Raw genomic sequence first — 20,125 nt, 5'->3', positions numbered from 1 at the left:
GTTACTCGGTTTTGACGCGTTCCAGATATTCCGACGTGCGGGTGTCGACCTTGATGAGCTCACCTTCCTCGATGAAGAGGGGCACCTGCACCTCGGCGCCCGACTCCAGGGTGGCCGGCTTGGAGCCGCCCGTGGCCGTGTCGCCCCTGATGCCGGGCCGGGTTTTCACCACTTCGGCGGTGATGTGGTCCGGGGGTTCGGCGTAGAGCACATTTTCATTATCCACGTCCACCACCAGTGTGCACTGCTGCCCTTCGGTGATGAAGTTGGCGCCGCGGACATTGCTCTCCTCCACGGGAAGCTGCTCGTAGGTATCCTGGTGCATGAAATAGAAGAGGTTGCCCTCGCGATAGATGAACTGGTAGGGCTGGCGCTCCACGCGCACCTCGTTGACGCTTTCACCCGAGCGGAAGCTCTTCTCGATGGTCTTTTCGTTGACCACTCCTTTCAGCTTGGTCTTCAGAAAAGCCCCGCCCTTGCCGGGCTTTACGTGGTGGTATTCCACGATGGAGTAGAGCTCGCCGTCGACGTCAAGCACCATGCCCGAACGGAATTCAGATGTGGAGACTTTCGCCATAAATCGTGTTTGGGATTACGGGAAAATTGCAAGCCCCAAAATACCATGGGCGTCCTGGGAAAACAAGACGAAAATGGCAGATCACAGGAAATTGCTGAGTAGGTTGTAGAGGATGAGAAGGGGGCAGACGATCATGATGAAGAGCTTCCAGGTTTTGCCCATGACGGAGCCGCTGAAGCCCGGGTTGCCCTGGTCCATTTCGGCCAGGGCGTTTTCGGTCTTCCAGGTGTAGCCCAGGAAGAGGCAGATCAGAATACCGCCCAGCGGCAGGCCAATGGTGCTGAAGACGTAGTCGAGGGTGCCGATGAGACTGGTGTCGAAGGAGACGAACATGGAGACGGCCAGGATGCCGAGCCCGATGTAGAGAGCTGCCCGTTTGCGGGGTATCTTATATTCGTCGATGGCGTAGGAAACAGGCACCTCCAGCAGGGAGATGGTTGAGGTAAGGGCTGCCACGCTGAGCAGCAGGAAGAAGGTGATCCCGAGGAAGACGCCGAAGAAGCCGCCCAGTTCATGGAAGAGGGAGGGAAGTACCTGGAAGATGAGGGCGGGTCCGGCGATCAGGTTGTCGGCCGCGTCAAAAATGGTGATGCCCGCCGCCTGGGCCATGTACATGGCGGGAATAATCAGCAGGCCGGCCAGGAAGGCGACCAGGTGTCCCAGGCCGGGTGATAAGGGCCGCGCCTGCTGCACATTCTCTTTGTGGAGAGGGTCGCTTCGCATCGGGTGATCAGCACCCATCCCCAGCGATAGTGAGAAGAAAGCCTGTCCCATGGCGGCAAAAATGAGCTCCGCGTCGATTTCCGAAAAGTCGGGATAGAGGTAGGTGGACAACCCTACGCCGCTGCCCGGCTGGGTGACTACGTAGCCGATGAGCACAAAAAGGATAATAAAAAGCAGGGGCATGAGGGTCTTGGTGGCCCGTTCGATGCCGTCGCTCACCCCGCCCCGTATGATGGAAATGGTGGCGCCCATGAAGGCGACAGCAAAGAGAGCGTTGAGCCAACCGTTGGAGGTGTCACCGATCCAGGCGGCCCAGTCGGTGTAGCCCATGAAGAAGAGAGCCTCCTCGAAGACGTAGCTGACGGTCCAGCCTGCCACCACGGTATAGAAGGAGAGAATCATTACCCCGCAAAGCACCCCCCAGAGCCCGATCAGCGGGTAGAAGGCGTTGTTGCCAAGGGCCCTGAAGGCCCCCACCGGATTTTTGCGTGTTTTGCGTCCGATGCTGATCTCGGCCATCATGACGGGAAAGCCGATGAGGAAACAGCAGACCAGGTAGATGAGCAGGAAGGCCCCGCCCCCGTTGGAGGCCGCCTCAGTGGGAAAACGCCAGATGTTGCCCAGTCCCACGGCCGAACCCGCCGCTGCAAGGATAAAGCCCAGTTTGGAATTCCAGGTGCCGCGCGCAGTCGTGTCTGTCCCAGCCACTACCTACCTCCTATGTGTTGTTTCTTCGTGTTAAGCGAGTTGCGTTAAGATGTAACGACAAGTATTCACTTACAAATGCATTTTTGCCGCCGTATGCTCAGGCTACGGTGCTGCCGGGGTGCGCATCGGCGGACAGGAATTTCAGTCCTCCGTCGGACTCCTCGGCCATCAGCACCATCCCGTTGCTTTCGATGCCGAAAAGGGTGCGCGGCTCCAGGTTGGCGAGCACGCAGACCATGCGTCCCTCCAGTTCGTCGGGGCGGTAGTGCCCGGCGATGCCGGCCACCACCGTGCGCTCTTCAAATCCGAGGTCCACTCTCAGCTTGAGCAGGCGGTCGGCATCTTCCACGGGCTCGGCGGATAGGATGCGCGCCGCCCTCATGTCGAGTCTGGCGAATTCGTCGTAGGAGATGCGCTCTTTGAGGGGCTCGTAGTCTTCCGTCTCCGGCTCCGCTTCTGCGTCGCCGTCCTCCCCGGACCGGGCGCGCAGCTTTTCCAGCTGGACTTCAATGGCCGTGTCCTCGATTTTTTCGAACAGGATTTCTCCCTCCCTCACCGGCTCGCCTGCGCTGAGGATGGCGGGACCGATCTCCTGCCAGGGCAGCGCCTCGCCGAGGCCCAGCTGGCGGCGAAGTTCGCCCATTTTAGCGGGCATGACAGGGTCGAAAAGGGAAGAGAGGGCTGCGGTTACCTGCAGGCATACGTGCAGGGTGTTGCCGCAGGTCTGCCGGTCGCTCTTGCGGGTATGCCAGGGCTCGCGGTCGGTAAAATATTTGTTCCCCGCGCGGGCCAGTTTCATGGTCTCTGCGATGGCCTCCCGCAGACGAAAGGCCTCATAGCATTCGGCGATGCGTTCGCGCTGGGCGGCGATCCGTGACAGCATGTCCCGGTCCGCTTCGGCGGGCTCCTCCAGTGGGGGTACCTTCCCGTCGAAGTAGTTGAGGGTGAACGAGAGGGTGCGGTGGGCAAAGTTGCCCAGCACATCGGCCAGCTCGCTGTTCACCTTGTTTTGAAAGTCGCCCCAGGTAAAATCGGAATCCTTCGACTCGGGGAGGATGGTGCCCAGCACATAGCGCAGCAGGTCGGCCTCGAAATCCTCCAGGTAGTCGCGCAGCCAGACCGCCCAGCCGCGGGAGGTGGAGAGCTTGCGGCTCTCCAGGTTCAGGAACTCGTTGGCCGGCACGTTTTCCGGCAGCACGTAGTCGCCGTGGGCCATCAGCATGGCGGGAAACATGATGCAGTGGAAGACGATGTTGTCCTTGCCGATAAAGTGAAGGAGTTCGGTCTCCTCGTCCTGCCAGTAGCGTTTCCAAGCCTCCGGATCGCCGGTGCCGGCGGCCCACTCCTTGGTGGCCGAAATGTAGCCGATGGGTGCGTCGAACCATACATAGAGCACCTTGCCATCGGCCTCCTCCAATGGGACGGGCACGCCCCATGTGAGGTCGCGCGTCACGGCGCGGTCGGCCAGGCCCTCATTGAGCCAGCTTTGCACCTGTCCCCGCACGTTGGCCTTCCAGTTCGTGCGGCTCTCCAGCCAGTTCTCCAGACGCTCCTGGAAATCGCCCAGCGGCAGGTACCAGTGGCGGGTGGTGCGTGTCTGGGGCACCTTGCCGGTGAGTGCGCTGCGCGGGTCGATCAGTTCGGTGGGGGAGAGGGAGGAGCCGCACTTCTCGCACTGGTCCCCGTAGGCCTCCTCGTAGCCGCAGTTCGGACAGGTGCCCTTCACGTACCGGTCGGGCAGGAACATCTCCGCCTCCTCATCGTAGAGCTGTTCCTCCACTTTCTCGCGGAATACGCCCTTCTCATGAAGGTTGGTGAAGAAGGCCCGGGAGGTCTCGTAGTGCACCTTCGAGCTGGTGCGCCCGTAGTAGTCGAAATCGATGCCGAATTCGGCGAAGGACTTCTTGTTCATCTCGTGGAAGCGGTCCACGATGTCCTGCGGCGCCACCCCTTCCTTCTCGGCGGCCAGGGTGATGGGCACCCCGTGCTCGTCGGAGCCGCATATATGGAGGATGTCGTCGCCCCGCATGCGCCGGTAGCGCACGAAAAGATCGGCCGGCAGGTAGGCGCCGGCGAGATGTCCCAGGTGCAGGGGACCGTTGGCGTAGGGGAGGGCGGATGTTACTAGGGTTCGTTTCATTAAAGTCTAATAAGTCTAATAAGTCGGGAAGTCTTAAAGTCGGGAAGTCGTAAAGTCCAAAAGTCCGGAAGTCCGGAGGTCGGAAGTTCGCGAAAATAGCGCTATCCGGTGAGAAATTAAAGAAAGGGCGGGCATTTGACCGCGCCGCAACTCAGTCATGCTCCCAGCAGAGACTCAGTATCCCGTAGAGGGCGATGCCCACGGTCACCGATACGTTCAGCGAGTGCTTGTGCCCGTACTGTGGTATCTCCACCAGGCGGTCGGCCTCTTCCAGCAGCGTGGGGGGGATGCCCTCCACTTCGTTGCCGAAGAGCAGGCAGACCGGCCGACCGGCGGGCAGTTCCAGCTCGGGCATGGCCACGCTTCGGTCGGTCTGCTCGAAGGCCACCAGCAGGCTCTGCTCCTCGCGCAGCAGCGTCACGGCCTCCCCGGTCTCCTCAAAACGGCGCCAGTCTACATGCTCATCGGCACCCAGGGCGGTTTTGGTGATCTCCGGTCTCGGCGGGACCGGCGTGAAGCCGGTCAGCAGTAGTTCCAGAACCCCGAAGGCGTCTGCCGAGCGGAAGGCCGCTCCTACGTTGTGCATACTGCGCACGTCGTGGAGCATAAGCCGCAGCTGTCCCATGCCGGCCGGTGGTTTTCGCTGCAGATTTCGGCGTAGAATCTCGCGTGTGGATAGTTTTTCAGCGGTCATGGCGAAGGGGGCTGCAGCGGCCGCCGGCGACCCGGCGAGCGTGCCGGCAGGGGCAATTAACATTTGGTAGTTGAGGAATTATCATGGTATTTTAGGATCCTTTGATGAGAAAATGTCAGCTTTGCGGCTGACATTCTTTTTTGGAGTGGTAAAAGTACGCAAGAAATCATCAAAAAATGGCCAATGCTGTGGAGAAGAACTACCTGTCCCGCGAAGGATACGAAAAACTGGATGCCGAACTCAAGGATCTGAAAGGTCGCGGACGCAAGGAGATTGCCGAGGAGATTGCCGAGGCCCGGGCCAAGGGCGACCTTAGCGAGAATGCGGAGTACGACGCCGCCAAGGAGGCACAGGGCATGCTGGAAAAACGCATCGCCGAACTTGAAAATGCCTTGGCCAACGCCCGCATCCTCGACGAGGAGGATATCAAGACCGACAAGGCCTACCTGCTTTCCACCGTCACCATCTACAACCATTCCGTGGAGCGCGAGGTGAAGTATCGGCTCGTTTCCAAGGACGAGGCCAATTTCAAGAAGAACAAAATCTCCATAGAGTCGCCCATCGGCAAGGCTATCCTGGGCTGCGAGGTGGGGGAAGTGGTAACGGTGGATGTGCCCGCCGGAAGCCTGAAACTGGAAATCAAGAACATCGAACGATAATCTGACGACTTCATGAAGATTGCGATTGTAGGGACGGGCTATGTCGGCCTGGTATCGGGCACCTGTTTTGCCGATTCGGGCAACGACGTGACCTGCGTGGATATCGACGAGAACAAGGTAAAGCGCCTGCGAGACGGCGAAATTCCCATATATGAGCCGGGCCTGGAGACCCTCTTCAACCGCTCGGTGCGTGAGGGTCGGCTGCATTTCACCACCGACCTGGAGTCGGCCGTCCGCGAGGCCGAAATTGTCTTTCTCTGCCTGCCCACGCCTCCGGGCGCCGACGGGCAGGCCGACCTGAGCGCGGTGCTGAAGGTGGCCGGCCAGCTGGGCGGGCTGCTTAACGGCTACAAGGTGATCGTCAACAAGAGCACCGTACCGGTGGGGACCGCCGAACGGGTGCGGAAGGCCATAGCCGAAGGAACCGAGGAGGAGTTTGACGTGGTCTCCAACCCCGAGTTTCTGCGCGAGGGAGCGGCGGTGGACGATTTCATGAAACCCGAGCGCGTGGTGATCGGCACCTCCAGCGAGCGGGCCGCCGAAATCATGACCACCCTCTACGAGCCCTTCGTACGCAGCGGCAACCCCATCATCGTGATGGATGAGCGCAGCTCCGAGCTGACCAAGTACGCCGCCAACGCCATGCTGGCCACCAAGATCACCTTCATGAACGAGATCGCCAACATCTGTGAGCGGGTGGGGGCGAATGTGGACAACGTGCGGCGCGGCATCGGCACCGACTCGCGCATCGGCAAGCGCTTTATTTTCGCCGGCATCGGCTACGGGGGCAGCTGCTTTCCCAAGGACGTGCAGGCCATCCACTATACCGCCAGTCAGAATGGCTACGATTTTCGCATTCTCGACTCCGTAATGAAAGTGAACGAGTCCCAGAAGGTCTCCATCGTAAAGAAAATGGAGAACTACTACGGCACCGACGACTTCAGCGGAAAGACCTTCGGGCTCTGGGGACTCTCCTTCAAACCGGAAACCGACGACGTCCGTGAGGCCCCGGCCCTCTACATCGCCCGCGAGCTGGTACGCCGCGGGGCGGAGCTGCTGGCCTACGACCCGGAGGCCATCGAGACGTTCCGGGAGGCCATCGACCCGGAGACCCTGGAGGGTATACGTTTCGTGGACGACCAGAAGAAGGCCATCGATGGGGTGGACGCCCTTGTGATATGCACCGAATGGAACGAATTCCGCCGCCCGACGGTGGACAACTTCGCCTCCCACATGGAGAAGGCGGTTATCTTCGACGGGCGCAACCTCTACGACCTGGACCGCGCCCGCAAGGCCGGCATCACCTACATCAGCGTCGGCAGACCCCATATCTATGCCTGACAAACACATTCTCATAACCGGGGGCGCCGGCTTCCTGGGTTCGCACCTCTGCGACCGCTACCTGGCCGAGGGGTACCGGGTGATCTGCATGGACAACCTGCTTACCGGCTCGCTGGACAACATCGCCCACCTGGAGGACGAGCCGCGCTTTACCTTCGTCGAACACGACGTCACCGAGTATATCGAGGTGGACGGCCCCCTCGACCTCATTCTGCATTTCGCCTCGCCGGCCTCCCCCCGCGACTACCTGGAGATGCCCATACAGACCCTGAAGGTGGGCTCGCTGGGCACCCACAAGGCGCTGGGTCTGGCCAAGGCCAAGGGAGCCCGCTTCCTGCTGGCCTCCACCAGCGAGGTCTACGGGGATCCGCAGGTGCACCCCCAGCGCGAGGACTACTGGGGCAACGTAAATCCCATCGGCCACCGCGGGGTCTACGACGAGGCCAAGCGATTCGCCGAGGCGATGACCATGGCCTACCACCGCTACCACGGCATGGAGACGCGTATCGTGCGCATTTTCAACACCTACGGGGCCCGCATGCGGCTGCACGACGGGCGCGCCCTGCCCACCTTCATGCGGCAGGCGCTCAACGGCAATCCGCTGACGGTCTTCGGAGACGGAAGCCAGACGCGATCGTTCACCTACGTAGACGACCTGGTGGAGGGTATCTGGCGGCTGTCGATGTCCGAGGAGGCCGAGCCGGTGAACATCGGCAACCCCGAGGAGATCTCCATCCTGGAGTTTGCCCGCGAGATCATCGAGCTGACGGGCTCCGGCAGCGAGGTCGTCTTCGAGGAGCTGCCCAAGGACGACCCACAGATCCGCCAGCCCGATATCTCCAAGGCGCGCCGGGTGCTCGACTGGCAGCCCAGCGTTTCCCGGCGCGAGGGACTGCTCAAGACGCTGGACTACTTCAAGAAGCAGGTGCTTTGACTCCACATGGCACATCTCCGGCCACATAGTCTCGGGATGCGCGCGGCGGTCCTGATTCTCTTGATTTCGGTGGCTGTGGGCGCGGTGCCGCAGGAGGCCCGCGGGCAGGATGGAGGGGGATACGAGCTGCTGCCCGCGCCCGATCTCTGGTACAACGACGTGGACGGCATACGCCTTGGAATCCGCCTGCGCGGACAGGTGCCAGGCACCTTTCAGGACGGTCCGCACCGCCTCGACCTGGGTGTCTGGCTGGGCACCTGGTGGCCTGAGCACCCTCTTTCCTATTACCTCTCCCTCACTGAGCCCATTCCCTCACTTTCGGCCTTCAACAGCGAAGCCAGTGTAAGGCTGGAGAGCTCCATACGCACCGGCTTGCACCGTCACAGGATCTCCTTCAACAAACGCTGGCAGCCCGGTTTTGACGAGATGACCTACCGGGAGCTCTCGGTCTTCGGGCGCGTCGAGCGGCGCTACGACACCGAATACCAGCCCTTTCGCAATTTTTGGAACACGGAATGGATGGGACTGGCCGGCGCCTCCCTGCAGGCACGCGGTAGCCACGGAGGTGGACCCTGGCTGGTCCACGGCGGACTCCAGGTGAGCGTGGCCCGCGAATACGGCGATCCCTTTGCCCGTTTCACCGCGGAGCTGCAGCAGCGGCTCGACCTGGGCGAGCCCTTTGCCCTTCACGCCCGTCTGTTTGGGGGCTTCGCGGGCGAAGATGTACCCCCGCAGTACCGCTTTCTCCGAAGCATGCGCAGTCCGGCGGGATGGGCGGACCAAGGGCTCACCCGCGCCAAGGGCACCATACCGCAGGCCTGGCTCACCGACGGCTTCATACAGGTGGGCGGCGGCCCCAACCTGAGGGGCTACACCTGGCGGGATATAGGTGAGCTCAACCAGGCGAGTTTCTCCGAAGGAGAACCAGGACCTCTTTTTCGTTCGGTCAGTTCCCTAAACCTGGAGCTACAGTTCCCCAATCCCCTCGACCAACTCATTAAAGAAACCCCGATCATCGGCGAGTTGCTGGAGCTGCGTTCCTACCTCTTTTTTGATGCAGGCGCCTCCCTGAACCGGGAGGCCGACCTGCACCCGGACGGCAACCTGCTGGCCGACGCGGGACCCGGTTTCATGCTCTCGCTCAACATACCCGACTACCTGGGTAAGCCACGCGGTATCATGATCCGCTACGACCTGCCCCTGTGGCTCTCCCGGCCGGGCCAGGAGAAGGCTTTCAAATTCCGTAATATAATCGGGCTGGGCGCGGTGATATCGCTGTAGGACCTGAACCGACCACCATGCGTTACCTTCTCTGCATACTACTTCTGGCGTCTGCACTGGCGTCAGGCTGCACAAGCGCCCAATGGGTGGAACGCGACCGCGGAGCTGTGGACAGCGGTGAGTTCCAGGTGCTCGAGGAGGAACGCTTCCTGCAGCGCCTGGCAGCGCCCACCCCTGATACGCCCGTCCTGCGCCTGGAGCTATTCTCCCGCACCCGCTACGAATACGCCCGAAAAATACGCTACGAACGCACCATCCAGCGCTATCGTCTGCGTCCCGGTTTTGTGATTGCGGGACTGGCCGGCGCCGGGCTGGGCGTCTACCTGGGCCAGAGTCCCTCGGTCTCGGGAAGTTTTTCGGCGGGGCAGCGCGTGGCCTTTCAGGCCGCCGGGGGACTGGCTGCACTGGTGGGTCTGCTGAACATGAAGCCGGCCGGCGATCCGCAGCCCACGGGGGAGGAACGCCTGCTTGGCGACACAGGCACCGTTGTAAAATCGGACACCCTCCGGGTGGAAGAACCGAGCGAGCATGCGGCACGCATTCGCGTGTTCTATCAGCAGAGCGAAATATACAGCGAAAACAGGGTTCCCGAATCCGGCAGACTTGAGATCGCCCTCGGCGAGCGCCTGGCCGACCAGGGGATCAGCGGACCCGATCCGGGAAGCCTGAGGGTGGAGGTATCCTACCGCGACTCCCTCTACCGCTACGACATGGGAGTCGAAGAGGTCCTGAAGCCCTATGTACGCGTCACATCCCCGGTCACCCAGCTGCGCTCCACGGCCGAGGAGGGACCCGGCAACATCCTGGCCGAACTGGTGGAGGGAAGCCGCCTTATCTTCGTGGACGAACAGCCGTCCAGCCGCTGGTACCGCGTGCGCTACGGTCTCTCGGAGAACTACCTGCTGAAGACCGACGCCCGTATCGTGTGGGACACGGCCCAGTCGGAGAGCGGCGGGCAGGCCGTGTCGGTGCCCACCATACCCTGGGGCAAGGTGGATGTGGAGAGTAATATACCCATCCTGGCGCCGCACAGTCTCTCCAACCGCGCGCTGGTGGTGACCAACGAGCACTACCCCGCACCGCTGCCCACGCGCAGCTATACCCACCGTGACGGCCGGCTGATCACGACCTACCTGGAAAACGCCCTCGGCTATTACTCCTCCTCGGTCATGCGGCTGGAGGACCTGGAGGAGACGGCTCCGCTGCAGGACCGCCTGGAGCGGCTGCGACAGGCCTCGGATAACGCCACCAACCTCTTCGTCTACCTGGCCGGTTACGCGGATGTGGACCTCAGCGAGGATCGCATCAGGGTCTCCTACCGTCTTACAGGAAGCGCCCCCGGAGATGCGCCCGGGATCTCCCTGGAGGAGCTATTCCGTGAGCTCTCCCTGATTCGCGCGCAGCGCAAGGTGGTGGTGCTCGACCTGAGTTTCCGGTCCACGGGGGAAGGAGAACTTCCCGGGGAGCGGCGCCTTGACCTCGAGCAGCCCCTTCGCAATCTTGCAAAGCCCTTGCTGGACGGGCCGGACGAGGCCGCGGTCTTCGTGGCTTCGGGACTGGACCAGCAGTCGGCCCTCTACCTCAATCAGTCGGGCGAGGACAAAAAGCATCACATCTTTACCTACTATTTCGCACGGGCTATCCAGCAGCGCAACACGCTGGCGGGCGCCATCCAGCAGTTTCTGCAGCGCAACGTCTCCTACACCTCGCGCAGACTGCACGACCGACCCCAGGAGATTCATTTCTTCGGTAATACCGAGGTAAACCTGGCAGGCGGACAGTGATGGCCTGGCTCTACCTGCTGCTCAGCGCAGGATGCTCCCTGCTCATCGCCCACCTGCTGAAAGTCTGCGAACACCGGCAGATGCGCACCCTGCCCACCCTCACGGTAAACTACCTCGTGGCCGCCGCCATCGCACTGGCCCTCGATCCCCTCGCAGGGTCCGTCCTCCACACCCTATTCACGCCGCTTCCACTTATTTTCTGCGCCCTCACCGGGGCCTTTTTTATCCTCAACTTCGTCCTCTACAGCAAGTCGGTGCACCTCAACGGCGTAGGGGTCACCGTGGCGGCCATGCGCGTCTCCCTCTTTTTCCCGGTACTGCTCTCGCTGGCGGTTTACCGGGAGAGCCTGACGACGCTGAAGGGCGCGGGCATCGCCGGCGTCTTTTTTGCGCTGCTTCTGCTGGTGCCGAAGAGAAGTCGAAGCTGGATACGCGGGGTGGACGCGGGGTGGATGCTGGCGGGCATCTTTCTGCTAACCGGGCTGGCCGATTCCGCGCTGAAGGTCTATCAGGAGGAGTTCGGCGGGGTGTTCGGGGAGGTGCAGTTTATGGGCATGATCTTCCTGTCCGCTTTCCTTATCGGGTTAGTCATGCTCGCCATCCGCCGGTCGGCTTGGCCCCGTCCCCGTGAAGTGGTCCTGGGAGCGCTCATAGGCCTGCCCAACCTCTATTCAGGCGTCTTTCTCATTCGTGCCCTGCGCGGCATGGACGGGGCGGTGGCATTTCCGGCGGTCAATGCCCTTATTGTGCTGGGGGGCACCCTGCTGGGACTGGCGGTCTGGAAAGACCGGGTAAGCCGCCGGCAGTGGGCGGGCATTGTATTGGCGATACTCGCCATGGCACTGCTGCTTTGAAGCGACACTCCAACCCATAAACCGAAGCCATGAACGTAATGCAGCGACTCTACGAACGCACGCGGGCCCGACGCCCCCGCATGGTGCTTCCCGAAGCCTCCGACGAACGGGTGCGGGCGGCCGCCGTCCGCCTGGCCGACGAGGGACTCTGCCAGGTGATTCTGCTGGGATCCGATGCAAGGGCAGGCGAGGCCCTGCGCGTCCTCGACCCCGAACGGGAGTCCGACCGCGCGCCGCTGGCAGACTACCTACGGGAAATGAGGAGAGGTCAGGATCCGCCCCCCGGAAGGGAAGAGGCGCACCGCCTGCTGCGCGACCCTCTCACCTTCGCCGCTTGCCTGGTGGGCTCCGGCGGGGCGGAAGGCGCCGTGGCGGGCGCGGCGCATCCCACGTCGCAGGTGATACGCGCAGCGCTGCGCTACATCGGTATGCGAGATGGAATTTCGCTGGTCTCCAGCATCTTTCTCATGGAGCTGGCTGACGGGCGCACCGTAACCTACGGCGACTGCGGGGTGGTGCCCTACCCCGACGAGGAACAGCTGGCCGGCATCGCGCGGGAATCGGCCCGCAGCCACCGCATGCTAACGGGAGGAGAGCCGCGGGTGGCCATGCTCTCCTTTTCCACCCTGGGGAGTTCCAGCCACGAGCGCGCCGACCTGGTGCGACGCGCTACCGAAAGGGTGCGGCGAGACGCCCCGGAGCTGGCCGTGGACGGAGAGATGCAGTTCGATGCGGCACTGCTGCCGGAAGTGGCCGAAAAGAAGTGTCCCGGTTCGCCGGTCGGGGGACGTGCCACGGTATTCGTCTTTCCCAACCTTGATGCCGGCAATATCGCCTATAAAATCACCGAACGGCTTGCGGACGCCCGCGCTACGGGACCCATTCTTCAGGGTCTTGCGCGTTCCATGATGGATCTGTCGCGCGGCTGTTCGGCCGATGATATTGTCAATGCGGCCTGCGTGGCCTCCGTCATGGGGGAGGGGGAAGAGGGCGGACAGGGGGGCATTCGAGTTTAACTTGGGACGCTAAATGACTATATTTACTGTTCTATGCAGAAACAGGTAAATCGGCCCCTGAGAGGGGCTGATCGGGGATGATGCCCCGAACGGTGCGCGGCTGCGTGCTGTTTTTGGAAGGAAGCCAGATCGCAAATAATAACCAGTTGACCTGAAGCGAATTTATGAGTGAAACCGAAGCCCTGGAATCCTACGTTGGCGGTGAGTACAAGTACGGCTTTACTACGGATGTGGAATACGAGGATTTTCCCTCAGGCATCAGCGAGGAGGTCATCCGTGAAATATCCCGCCGCAAGGACGAGCCCGAGTGGATGACCGAGTTCCGCCTGGAGGCTTACCGCAAGTGGCAGGAGATGGAGGAGCCCGACTGGCCCAACGTGGAGTACGAGAAGCCCGACTTCGATAATATTCAGTACTATTCGGCGCCCAAAAACAAGAGCGGCAAGGACCGTCCGGAGAGTCTGGACGACATCGACCCTGAAATCAAGGAAACCTACGACAAGCTGGGCATCCCGCTCGAAGAACAGAAGATGCTGCAGGGGGTTGCCGTGGACGCGGTCTTCGACAGCGTCTCCATCTTCACCACCTTCAAGGAGAAACTGGCTGAAGCGGGCGTGATTTTCTGCTCCATCTCCGAGGCGATCCAGGACCATCCCGAACTGGTCAAGAAGTATCTCGGATCGGTGGTGCCAAAAGGCGACAATTACTTTGCTGCCCTCAACTCCGCCGTATTTTCCGACGGCTCCTTCTGCTACGTGCCGAAAGACACGGTCTGTCCCATGGAGCTCTCCACCTATTTCCGCATCAACAACATGCAGTCCGGGCAGTTCGAGCGCACGCTCATCATCTGCGAGGAAAATAGTCATGTGAGCTATCTGGAGGGATGCACCGCCCCCATGTTTCAGGAAACCCAGCTTCACGCCGCCGTGGTCGAGCTGGTGGCCCTCGAGGACGCCGAAATCAAGTACTCCACCATTCAGAACTGGTACTCAGGCGACGAAAAGGGGCGGGGTGGCATCTTCAATTTTGTGACCAAGCGCGGCCACTGCCGCGGCGACCGCTCCAAGATTTCATGGACCCAGGTGGAAACCGGCGCTGCGATTACCTGGAAGTACCCCAGCGTGATTCTGCAGGGCGACGACTCGGTAGGCGAGTTTTTCTCGGTGGCCGTGACCGACAATCGGCAGCAGGCTGACACCGGCACCAAAATGATCCATATCGGCAAAAACACCAAAAGCACCATCATTTCGAAGGGCATCTCCGCCGGCGAGTCGAACAACAGCTACCGGGGCCTGGTCAAGATATCCCCGCGGGCTGACAACGCCCGCAACTACTCGCAGTGCGACTCCATGCTTATCGGGCAGACCTGCGGCGCCCACACCTTTCCCTACATCGAGTCCGGAAACCCTACCGCCAAGGTGGAGCACGAGGCGACCACCAGCCGTGTGGGCGAGGATCAGATTTTCTACCTGCAGCAACGCGGCATGGATGAGGACGATGCCATCAGCCTCATCGTAAACGGCTTCTGCAAGGAAGTCCTCAAGGAGCTTCCCATGGAATTCGCCGTGGAGGCCAACAAGCTGCTCGGCATCAAGCTTGAAGGCAGTGTGGGCTAGAGACCCCTGTCCTTCATCGCCAAGAAACCAACCTACAGCAAACCTTAAAAGACAAGTGTAACGTGTTAGAGATCAAGGATTTACATGTGATAGTCGAAGAAGAGGGGACCGAGATCCTGAAAGGGGTCAACCTGACCGTCAACCCCGGTGAAATTCACGCCATTATGGGACCCAACGGCAGCGGCAAGAGTACGCTCGCCAAGGCGGTCTCCGGCCATCCCACCTACGAGGTGACCAGGGGCGACATCCTCTTCGAAGGGGAGAGCGTCCTGGAGTTGGATCCCGAGGAGCGGGCCCACCTGGGTATTTTCCTCGCCTTCCAGTATCCCGTGGAGGTGCCGGGCGTGACCAACGCCACCCTCATGCGGCAGGCCTACAACACCATCGCCCCCAAGCAGGGCCGAGAGGAGCTGGACCCCATCCAGTTCGACGACTACGTAAGGGAGCGCCTGGAGCTGGTCGACATGAAGGAGGAATTCCTGGAGCGCAGCGTGAACGCAGGCTTCAGCGGAGGCGAGAAAAAACGAAACGAAATTTTCCAGATGGCGGTGCTTCGCCCTCGCCTATCCTTCCTGGACGAGACCGACTCGGGCCTGGACATCGACGCGCTCAAAATCGTAGCCGACGGCGTCAATCAGCTCTCCGGCGACGACAATGCTGTGGTGATGATCACCCACTACCAGCGCATCCTGGATTACGTGGTCCCCGATCACGTCCACGTCATGCTGGACGGCAAGATCGTCAAGTCGGGCGACAAGGATCTGGCCCTCAAACTCGAGGAGAAGGGCTACGACTGGCTGGACGACCTGGCGTCCGTATCCGTCAACGGAGAACCGAACTGAGAACCTGAGATGAGCAAGACCCTGCAAGACCTACGAGACAACTTCCTGATCAACCACCTCGGCCGACAGGATCTGGACGGGCGATCAGCCCTGCTGGACGGCCTGCGCCGCAAGGGGGCCGAAGACGTGCGCAGTACGCCTTTTCCCCAACCCAAGGACGAGGACTGGCGTTTTATAAGCCTCCGCGACCTCTATAGAGATGAGTACGTGCACGCCTCGCAGGTGGAGGCGGAACCCGGCGACTTCTCCGGGCACTACTTGCCCGAGTGCGAGGGTTCCCGTCTGGTCTTCGTCAACGGCCGCTATGCACCGGAACGCTCGTCCGTGGAGGCACTCCCCGGGGACGTGACTGCGGGGAGCCTGGCCGAACTGGCCGGCAGTCATCCCGCTGTGGAGGAGCACCTGAACCGCTACGGCAACTTCGAGAGCGACGCCTTCAGCTCCTTCAACAGCGCCTATGCCGACGACGGGGCCTTTATCCATGTGGCCGAGGGCGTGGAGGCGGGTCCGCCCGTGCAGCTTCTTTTTGTGCAGACCGACGCCGACCGCCCCTACTTCACCACCCCGCGCATCCTGGTGGTGGCCGAGGAGGACGCGGACCTGACGCTGGTGGAAGATCACATCGGCCTGGCCGGCAACAAGTACTTCAGCCTCCCGGTGGTAGAGATCAACCTGGAGCGCCGCGCCATGGTGCGGCATACCAAGCTGCAGCGCGAAAGCCGCGAGGCCATCCATGTCGCCCGCACCGCTGCGCACGTGCGAAGCCATTCCAACTACGAATCCTATACCGTTACCTTGGGGGCGAGGCTCTCCCGCAACGAGCCGCGCATCACGCAGCTTGAGGAGGATGTGAAATTTACCGTGGACGGGCTGGTGCTCATCGACGGGGAGCAGGTGTCCGACACCCATTCGGTGATGGACCACCGCTTTCCCACGGCCCAAAGCCACCAACTCCACAAGTGCGTGATCAACGACAAGGCCCACTCGGTCTTCAACGGCAAGATCTTTGTGCGTCAGCACGCCCAGAAGATCGACTCCTTCCAGGAAAACCGGAACCTGCTGCTCTCCCGCAAGGGGCTGGTCAACACCAAGCCCCAGCTGGAGATTTTCGCCGACGACGTGGTCTGTACGCACGGCGCCACCGTGGGACAGCTGGAGGACGATGAGGTATTCTACCTGAAGAGCCGCGGGCTCACCGATAAGCAGGCCCGCGAACTGCTTACCTACGCATTCGCCCTGGAAACCATCGAAAATATTTCGGTGGAATCCGTGCAGAAACTGCTGGTGGAAGAGGTGCACGCCTACACCGACCGGCAGCTCGATTCCGAACTGGTGGCCTGACACAGCGATATGGCGGATACGATCACACGGCAGCAAAAGGACGGGGCAGTCGACTTCGACCGTCTGCGTGAAGACTTTCCCGTACTCGCCCGGCAGGTGAACGGACGCTCCCTGGTCTATCTCGACAATGCCGCCTCCAGCCAGATGCCCCGCCAGGTGGCCGAACGCCTACACCGCTACCACACGGCCGAGCACGCCAACGTGCACCGGGGCATTCACACCCTGAGCCAGCAGGCCACCGACGCCTACGAGTCCACCAGGCGGAAGGTGCGCACCTTTCTCAACGCACCTGACGACGGGGAGATCGTCTACACCACAGGCACCACCGACTCCATCAACCTGGTCGCCTCCTCCTGGGCGGAGCATTTCCTGGAAGAGGGCGACGAGATCCTGCTCACCGAAATCGAGCATCACGCCAACATTGTGCCCTGGCAGATGGCCGCCCGCAAAACCGGGGCAAGCATCACCGTGGCCCCGGTCAATGACCGCGGGGAGCTGGACCGCGATGCCTTTTCCGACCGCCTGGGCGAACGCACCGCACTTGTGGCGCTGGGACACGTTTCCAACGCCCTGGGTACGGTACATCCGGTGGGCGAGCTCATCGCCGAGGCCCACGCCTGCGGCGTCCCCGTGCTGGTGGACGGGGCGCAGGCCGTGCCTCACAGTCCGGTGGACCTGAAGGAGCTGGACGCCGACTTCTACGCCTTCTCCTCCCACAAGATGTGCGGGCCGACCGGCTTCGGCATCCTCTACGCAAAGAAGGAGCACCTGGAAAGGATGCCGCCTTATAGAGGAGGAGGGGATATGATCGAGAAGGTCACCTTCGAGGAGAGCACCTGGAACCATATCCCACACAAGTTTGAGGCGGGCACCCCGCCCATCGCAGCCGGCATCGGCCTGGGTGCCGCTGTCGACTACCTCTCCAGTATAGGCATGGAGCGCATTGAACAGCGCGAACAGGAGCTGCTTGCTTATGTCACCGGTAAGCTGCAGGAGATTGCTGGACTGCGCATCGTAGGTACCGCCGCCGAGAAAGCCTCCGTCATCTCCTTCGTGCTGGAGGATATTCACGCCACCGACGTGGGTACCATTCTGAACCAGCAGGGCGTGGCCGTCCGCACCGGGCACCACTGCGCACAGCCCACCATGCGGCGATTCGGCGTGCCGGCCACTGTCCGTGCCTCCCTCTCTTTCTACAACTCCTTCGAAGACATCGACCGGCTGGCGGATGGGGTGCGCAAGGCCAAGGAATTCTTTTGAAAAGTGAACTTTAAACACCGTATATTCGTTCTAAATAAGCAACAAAAGGTGTCAAATAAAGCACAGCAGCCATGCCCAAGATCAAGGAAATTGAACGAACACCGAACCCCGACGCCATGCGCTTCGTGCTGGGGGAGCCGCTGACCAACGGCGTAACCAAATCCTACGAAAAGCCCTCTGATGCGGAGAACGACGACCTGGCCTCGGCCCTTTTTGCCATCGACCACGTGATCAACGTCTACTACGTGGACAAGTACGTGACGGTCACACAGGACGGCGAGGCCGTATGGTCGGAGCTGCTCCGCAGACTGGCCCCGCCCATTCGGGAGGCCACGCCCCAGACCGACGCTGTAGAGGACGAGGAGGTGCACGCCAGCAAGGAGGTGCAGGAGTCAGACGATCCGCGCCTTTTCGAGATCAACAAGATGCTCGACGAACAGGTGCGCCCCTACCTGCTGGCCGACGGAGGGGGACTCAAAATCCTGGGGCTGGACGGCAACCGCCTGAAAGTGCACTACCAGGGCGCCTGCGGTACCTGTCCCACGGCCACCTCGGGCACCCTCTATGCCATCGAAAGCATGGTCAAACGCATCGATCCCGAGCTGCAGGTAGTTTCCGTCTGAAGCCGTACCATTTCGAACAGAAGAGCACCGCGATTACCATGTCCATCACCGTTACCGAACGAGCTGCGCGGCGCATCAACGAGATCCGCCGCGAAAAGGAGATACCTGATGAGGCCCTGCTGAGGGTCGGCGTGGTAAGCGGAGGCTGCAGCGGACTCACCTACGAACTGGACTTTGACACGGGAGATGCAGATCCCGGGAGCGAGGAGAAGCTATTCGAAGACAAGGGCATACGTTTGGTCGTCGACATGCGCTCCTTCCTCTACCTGTCGGGCACCTCTCTGGACTACACCGAGGGGCTGGAGGGCGAGGGCTTCCACTTCCACAACCCCAACGCCAGCCGCACCTGCTCCTGCGGCGAATCCTTTTCCATCTGAATCACCCGCCATCGCCATGAGCACCGCGGCCGACGGAACCATCGAAAACAAGGTCAAGCAGTCCGACAAGCTCGTCACGCTTGACTTGCAGCAGTACTGGGACGACACCCCGGTGCACGGGCTGGATCTGAAGGATTTCCTCGTGGAGGGTCTGATGCTCAAGGAGGAGGTATTCCGCGAGTGCATCGACAACTACGACTGGAAGCAACACCGCGGCGCCTACCTGGCCGTACACTGCTCCACCGACGCCATCATCTCCAAGTGGGCGTGGATGCTGGTGGCCGCCCGCGCGGCCGGCAGCGCCAGGGATGTGCTAACCGGCCGCCCCCGGGACGTCCGCACCGAACTTTACCGCCGGCAGCTGGAGGAGGTGGACTGGGAGCGCTTCCGCGATAAGTTTGTCATCCTGAAGGGCTGCAGCTCCAAAGAGAAGCCGGTGCCCGAAAGCGTCTACCTGTACGCCTCCACCAGGCTGGTACCCCTTGTCAAGAAGCTGATGTACGGGGAGGCCTGCTCCAACGTACCGGTCTACCGGGGCTGACCGCAATCCTCACCACAGCCTTTTCCCATGGACAACGCACACGTGTACGCGCTGGTCACCGGCGCCTCGCGCGGCATAGGACTCAGCGTCTCTCAGGCTCTCCTTCGCTCCGGTGCGCGGGTCATCGGCACCGCCCGTAGCTCCGCCTTTCCTGACGGGCTGGTTTCCCATGAGCGTTTTGAGGGCCTGTACGTAGATCTTGCCGACCGCGCTCAGATGGAGGAACGTCTTCGGCCGCTTTTCGGGCGTAAGGAGCCCCCGCGCGTGCTGGTCAACAACGCCGGCATCAATGAGGCCGCGCCGATGGACCAGGACGACGGTTCGTGGCTGGATAACTGGCGTCACACCATGCACGTCAACCTGGAGTCCCCGGCGCTGCTCTCCAAGTGGGCCCTGGCGTGCTGGAAAGACGGTGAGGGCAGCCTGCGCAGCGCTTCCTCCGAAGACGCCCAGCCGGTACGCGGACTGCTGGTTAACATCTCCTCCCGCGCGGCCTACCGGGGGGATACCCAGGAATACGCCTCCTACGCCGCCTCCAAGGGAGGTCTTGTGGCCTTCACCAAAAGTGTGGCGCGCGACTTCGGACGGCACGGTATCTCCGCCTACAGCATCGCCCCCGGTTTTATCGACACCGACATGGCCGAGGAGGCCGTGGAGACCTACGGGCGCGACTACCTGACCCGCGGCATGGCCTTTGACCGGATTACCTCCCCGGAGGAGGTGGGCGAGCTGGTGGCCTTCCTGGCCTCCGGCCGGGTGCCGCACATGACCGGTGCCACCTTCCACATCAACGGCGGATCCTACATGAACTGAC

General features: G+C 61.6%; 19 protein-coding genes. 15 read left to right on the top strand and 4 right to left on the bottom strand.

Annotated features, from left to right (window positions below; genetic code table 11):
• Position 1: 1 nt before the first annotated feature.
• The 4 genes from efp to U5K31_14765 all read right to left on the bottom strand — a co-directional run bounded on the left by efp (position 2) and on the right by U5K31_14765 (position 4,905).
• On the bottom strand, positions 2-577 hold the full coding sequence (efp, locus tag U5K31_14780; GenBank protein ID MDZ7773987.1) for an elongation factor P: 576 nt from the start codon (positions 575-577) through the stop codon (positions 2-4).
• Between the two features lie 81 nt (positions 578-658).
• The gene (locus U5K31_14775) at positions 659-2,008 is read right to left on the bottom strand and encodes a sodium-dependent transporter (protein MDZ7773986.1); all 1,350 of its coding nucleotides are present in this window, start codon (positions 2,006-2,008) and stop codon (positions 659-661) included.
• 97 nt (positions 2,009-2,105) lie between these two features.
• Positions 2,106-4,148, bottom strand: a complete 2,043-nt coding sequence (gene metG / locus U5K31_14770) for a methionine--tRNA ligase (protein ID MDZ7773985.1) — start codon at positions 4,146-4,148, stop codon at positions 2,106-2,108.
• Positions 4,149-4,299: 151 nt separating this feature from the next.
• Positions 4,300-4,905 carry a TrmH family RNA methyltransferase gene (locus U5K31_14765; GenBank protein ID MDZ7773984.1) on the bottom strand — a complete coding sequence of 202 codons (606 nt, stop codon included), beginning with the start codon at positions 4,903-4,905 and terminating at the stop codon, positions 4,300-4,302.
• Between the two features lie 113 nt (positions 4,906-5,018).
• Here U5K31_14765 and greA point away from each other — a divergent pair, with 113 nt between their 5' ends.
• The 15 genes from greA (at position 5,019) to U5K31_14690 (ending at position 20,124) form a co-directional block, all read left to right on the top strand.
• Positions 5,019-5,501 (top strand): transcription elongation factor GreA, encoded by a 483-nt coding sequence (greA, locus tag U5K31_14760; GenBank protein ID MDZ7773983.1) that lies wholly within the window; start codon positions 5,019-5,021, stop codon positions 5,499-5,501.
• A gap of 12 nt (positions 5,502-5,513) precedes the next feature.
• A complete protein-coding gene (locus tag U5K31_14755; protein MDZ7773982.1) occupies positions 5,514-6,842 on the top strand; it encodes a UDP-glucose/GDP-mannose dehydrogenase family protein in 1,329 nt (442 codons plus the stop codon).
• Positions 6,835-7,776, top strand: coding sequence for a UDP-glucuronic acid decarboxylase family protein (locus U5K31_14750; GenBank protein ID MDZ7773981.1), 942 nt, complete (start codon positions 6,835-6,837; stop codon positions 7,774-7,776). Before U5K31_14755 ends, U5K31_14750 begins: the two co-directional genes overlap by 8 nt.
• A 36-nt stretch (positions 7,777-7,812) precedes the next feature.
• Entirely contained in the window at positions 7,813-9,057 is a 1,245-nt protein-coding gene (locus U5K31_14745) for a hypothetical protein (protein MDZ7773980.1), read from the top strand.
• Positions 9,058-9,074: 17 nt separating this feature from the next.
• Entirely contained in the window at positions 9,075-10,841 is a 1,767-nt protein-coding gene (locus U5K31_14740) for a caspase family protein (GenBank protein ID MDZ7773979.1), read from the top strand.
• The gene (locus U5K31_14735) at positions 10,841-11,695 is read left to right on the top strand and encodes a hypothetical protein (protein ID MDZ7773978.1); all 855 of its coding nucleotides are present in this window, start codon (positions 10,841-10,843) and stop codon (positions 11,693-11,695) included. The genes U5K31_14740 and U5K31_14735 overlap by 1 nt, the downstream gene beginning before the upstream one ends.
• Positions 11,696-11,724: 29 nt before the next feature.
• Complete coding sequence (locus U5K31_14730) at positions 11,725-12,711, top strand: phosphate acyltransferase (GenBank protein MDZ7773977.1); 987 nt, start codon at positions 11,725-11,727, stop codon at positions 12,709-12,711.
• A gap of 164 nt (positions 12,712-12,875) precedes the next feature.
• Entirely contained in the window at positions 12,876-14,327 is a 1,452-nt protein-coding gene (gene sufB, locus U5K31_14725) for a Fe-S cluster assembly protein SufB (protein MDZ7773976.1), read from the top strand.
• A gap of 62 nt (positions 14,328-14,389) precedes the next feature.
• Complete coding sequence (gene sufC, locus U5K31_14720) at positions 14,390-15,169, top strand: Fe-S cluster assembly ATPase SufC (GenBank protein MDZ7773975.1); 780 nt, start codon at positions 14,390-14,392, stop codon at positions 15,167-15,169.
• 9 nt (positions 15,170-15,178) lie between these two features.
• Complete coding sequence (gene sufD, locus U5K31_14715; GenBank protein ID MDZ7773974.1) at positions 15,179-16,510, top strand: Fe-S cluster assembly protein SufD; 1,332 nt, start codon at positions 15,179-15,181, stop codon at positions 16,508-16,510.
• 9 nt (positions 16,511-16,519) lie between these two features.
• Positions 16,520-17,770, top strand: coding sequence for a cysteine desulfurase (locus U5K31_14710; protein ID MDZ7773973.1), 1,251 nt, complete (start codon positions 16,520-16,522; stop codon positions 17,768-17,770).
• 71 nt (positions 17,771-17,841) lie between these two features.
• Positions 17,842-18,393 carry a NifU family protein gene (locus tag U5K31_14705; protein MDZ7773972.1) on the top strand — a complete coding sequence of 184 codons (552 nt, stop codon included), beginning with the start codon at positions 17,842-17,844 and terminating at the stop codon, positions 18,391-18,393.
• Between the two features lie 38 nt (positions 18,394-18,431).
• Positions 18,432-18,770, top strand: a complete 339-nt coding sequence (locus tag U5K31_14700; GenBank protein ID MDZ7773971.1) for an iron-sulfur cluster assembly accessory protein — start codon at positions 18,432-18,434, stop codon at positions 18,768-18,770.
• A 16-nt stretch (positions 18,771-18,786) separates the two neighbouring features.
• Positions 18,787-19,311, top strand: coding sequence for a DUF2480 family protein (locus U5K31_14695; GenBank protein ID MDZ7773970.1), 525 nt, complete (start codon positions 18,787-18,789; stop codon positions 19,309-19,311).
• Positions 19,312-19,338: 27 nt separating this feature from the next.
• Positions 19,339-20,124 (top strand): SDR family oxidoreductase, encoded by a 786-nt coding sequence (locus U5K31_14690; protein ID MDZ7773969.1) that lies wholly within the window; start codon positions 19,339-19,341, stop codon positions 20,122-20,124.
• Position 20,125 lies beyond the last annotated feature (1 nt).

The sequence above is a fragment of the Balneolaceae bacterium genome (genome assembly GCA_034521445.1).
Taxonomy (GTDB): domain Bacteria; phylum Bacteroidota; class Rhodothermia; order Balneolales; family Balneolaceae; genus JAXHMM01.
The sequence above is the reverse complement of the archived record's forward strand: the minus strand, read 5'-3'. Positions and strand labels throughout refer to the sequence as shown.

Coding starts and splice junctions, on each gene's coding strand:
- efp (MDZ7773987.1), bottom strand. CDS start 577: ATGGCGAAAGTCTCCACATCTGAATTCCGTTCGGGCATGGTGCTTGAC.
- metG (MDZ7773985.1), bottom strand. CDS start 4,148: ATGAAACGAACCCTAGTAACATCCGCCCTCCCCTACGCCAACGGTCCC.
- U5K31_14765 (MDZ7773984.1), bottom strand. CDS start 4,905: ATGTTAATTGCCCCTGCCGGCACGCTCGCCGGGTCGCCGGCGGCCGCT.
- greA (MDZ7773983.1), top strand. CDS start 5,019: ATGGCCAATGCTGTGGAGAAGAACTACCTGTCCCGCGAAGGATACGAA.
- U5K31_14755 (MDZ7773982.1), top strand. CDS start 5,514: ATGAAGATTGCGATTGTAGGGACGGGCTATGTCGGCCTGGTATCGGGC.
- U5K31_14750 (MDZ7773981.1), top strand. CDS start 6,835: ATGCCTGACAAACACATTCTCATAACCGGGGGCGCCGGCTTCCTGGGT.
- U5K31_14745 (MDZ7773980.1), top strand. CDS start 7,813: ATGCGCGCGGCGGTCCTGATTCTCTTGATTTCGGTGGCTGTGGGCGCG.
- U5K31_14740 (MDZ7773979.1), top strand. CDS start 9,075: ATGCGTTACCTTCTCTGCATACTACTTCTGGCGTCTGCACTGGCGTCA.
- U5K31_14735 (MDZ7773978.1), top strand. CDS start 10,841: ATGGCCTGGCTCTACCTGCTGCTCAGCGCAGGATGCTCCCTGCTCATC.
- U5K31_14730 (MDZ7773977.1), top strand. CDS start 11,725: ATGAACGTAATGCAGCGACTCTACGAACGCACGCGGGCCCGACGCCCC.
- sufB (MDZ7773976.1), top strand. CDS start 12,876: ATGAGTGAAACCGAAGCCCTGGAATCCTACGTTGGCGGTGAGTACAAG.
- sufD (MDZ7773974.1), top strand. CDS start 15,179: ATGAGCAAGACCCTGCAAGACCTACGAGACAACTTCCTGATCAACCAC.
- U5K31_14710 (MDZ7773973.1), top strand. CDS start 16,520: ATGGCGGATACGATCACACGGCAGCAAAAGGACGGGGCAGTCGACTTC.
- U5K31_14705 (MDZ7773972.1), top strand. CDS start 17,842: ATGCCCAAGATCAAGGAAATTGAACGAACACCGAACCCCGACGCCATG.
- U5K31_14700 (MDZ7773971.1), top strand. CDS start 18,432: ATGTCCATCACCGTTACCGAACGAGCTGCGCGGCGCATCAACGAGATC.
- U5K31_14695 (MDZ7773970.1), top strand. CDS start 18,787: ATGAGCACCGCGGCCGACGGAACCATCGAAAACAAGGTCAAGCAGTCC.
- U5K31_14690 (MDZ7773969.1), top strand. CDS start 19,339: ATGGACAACGCACACGTGTACGCGCTGGTCACCGGCGCCTCGCGCGGC.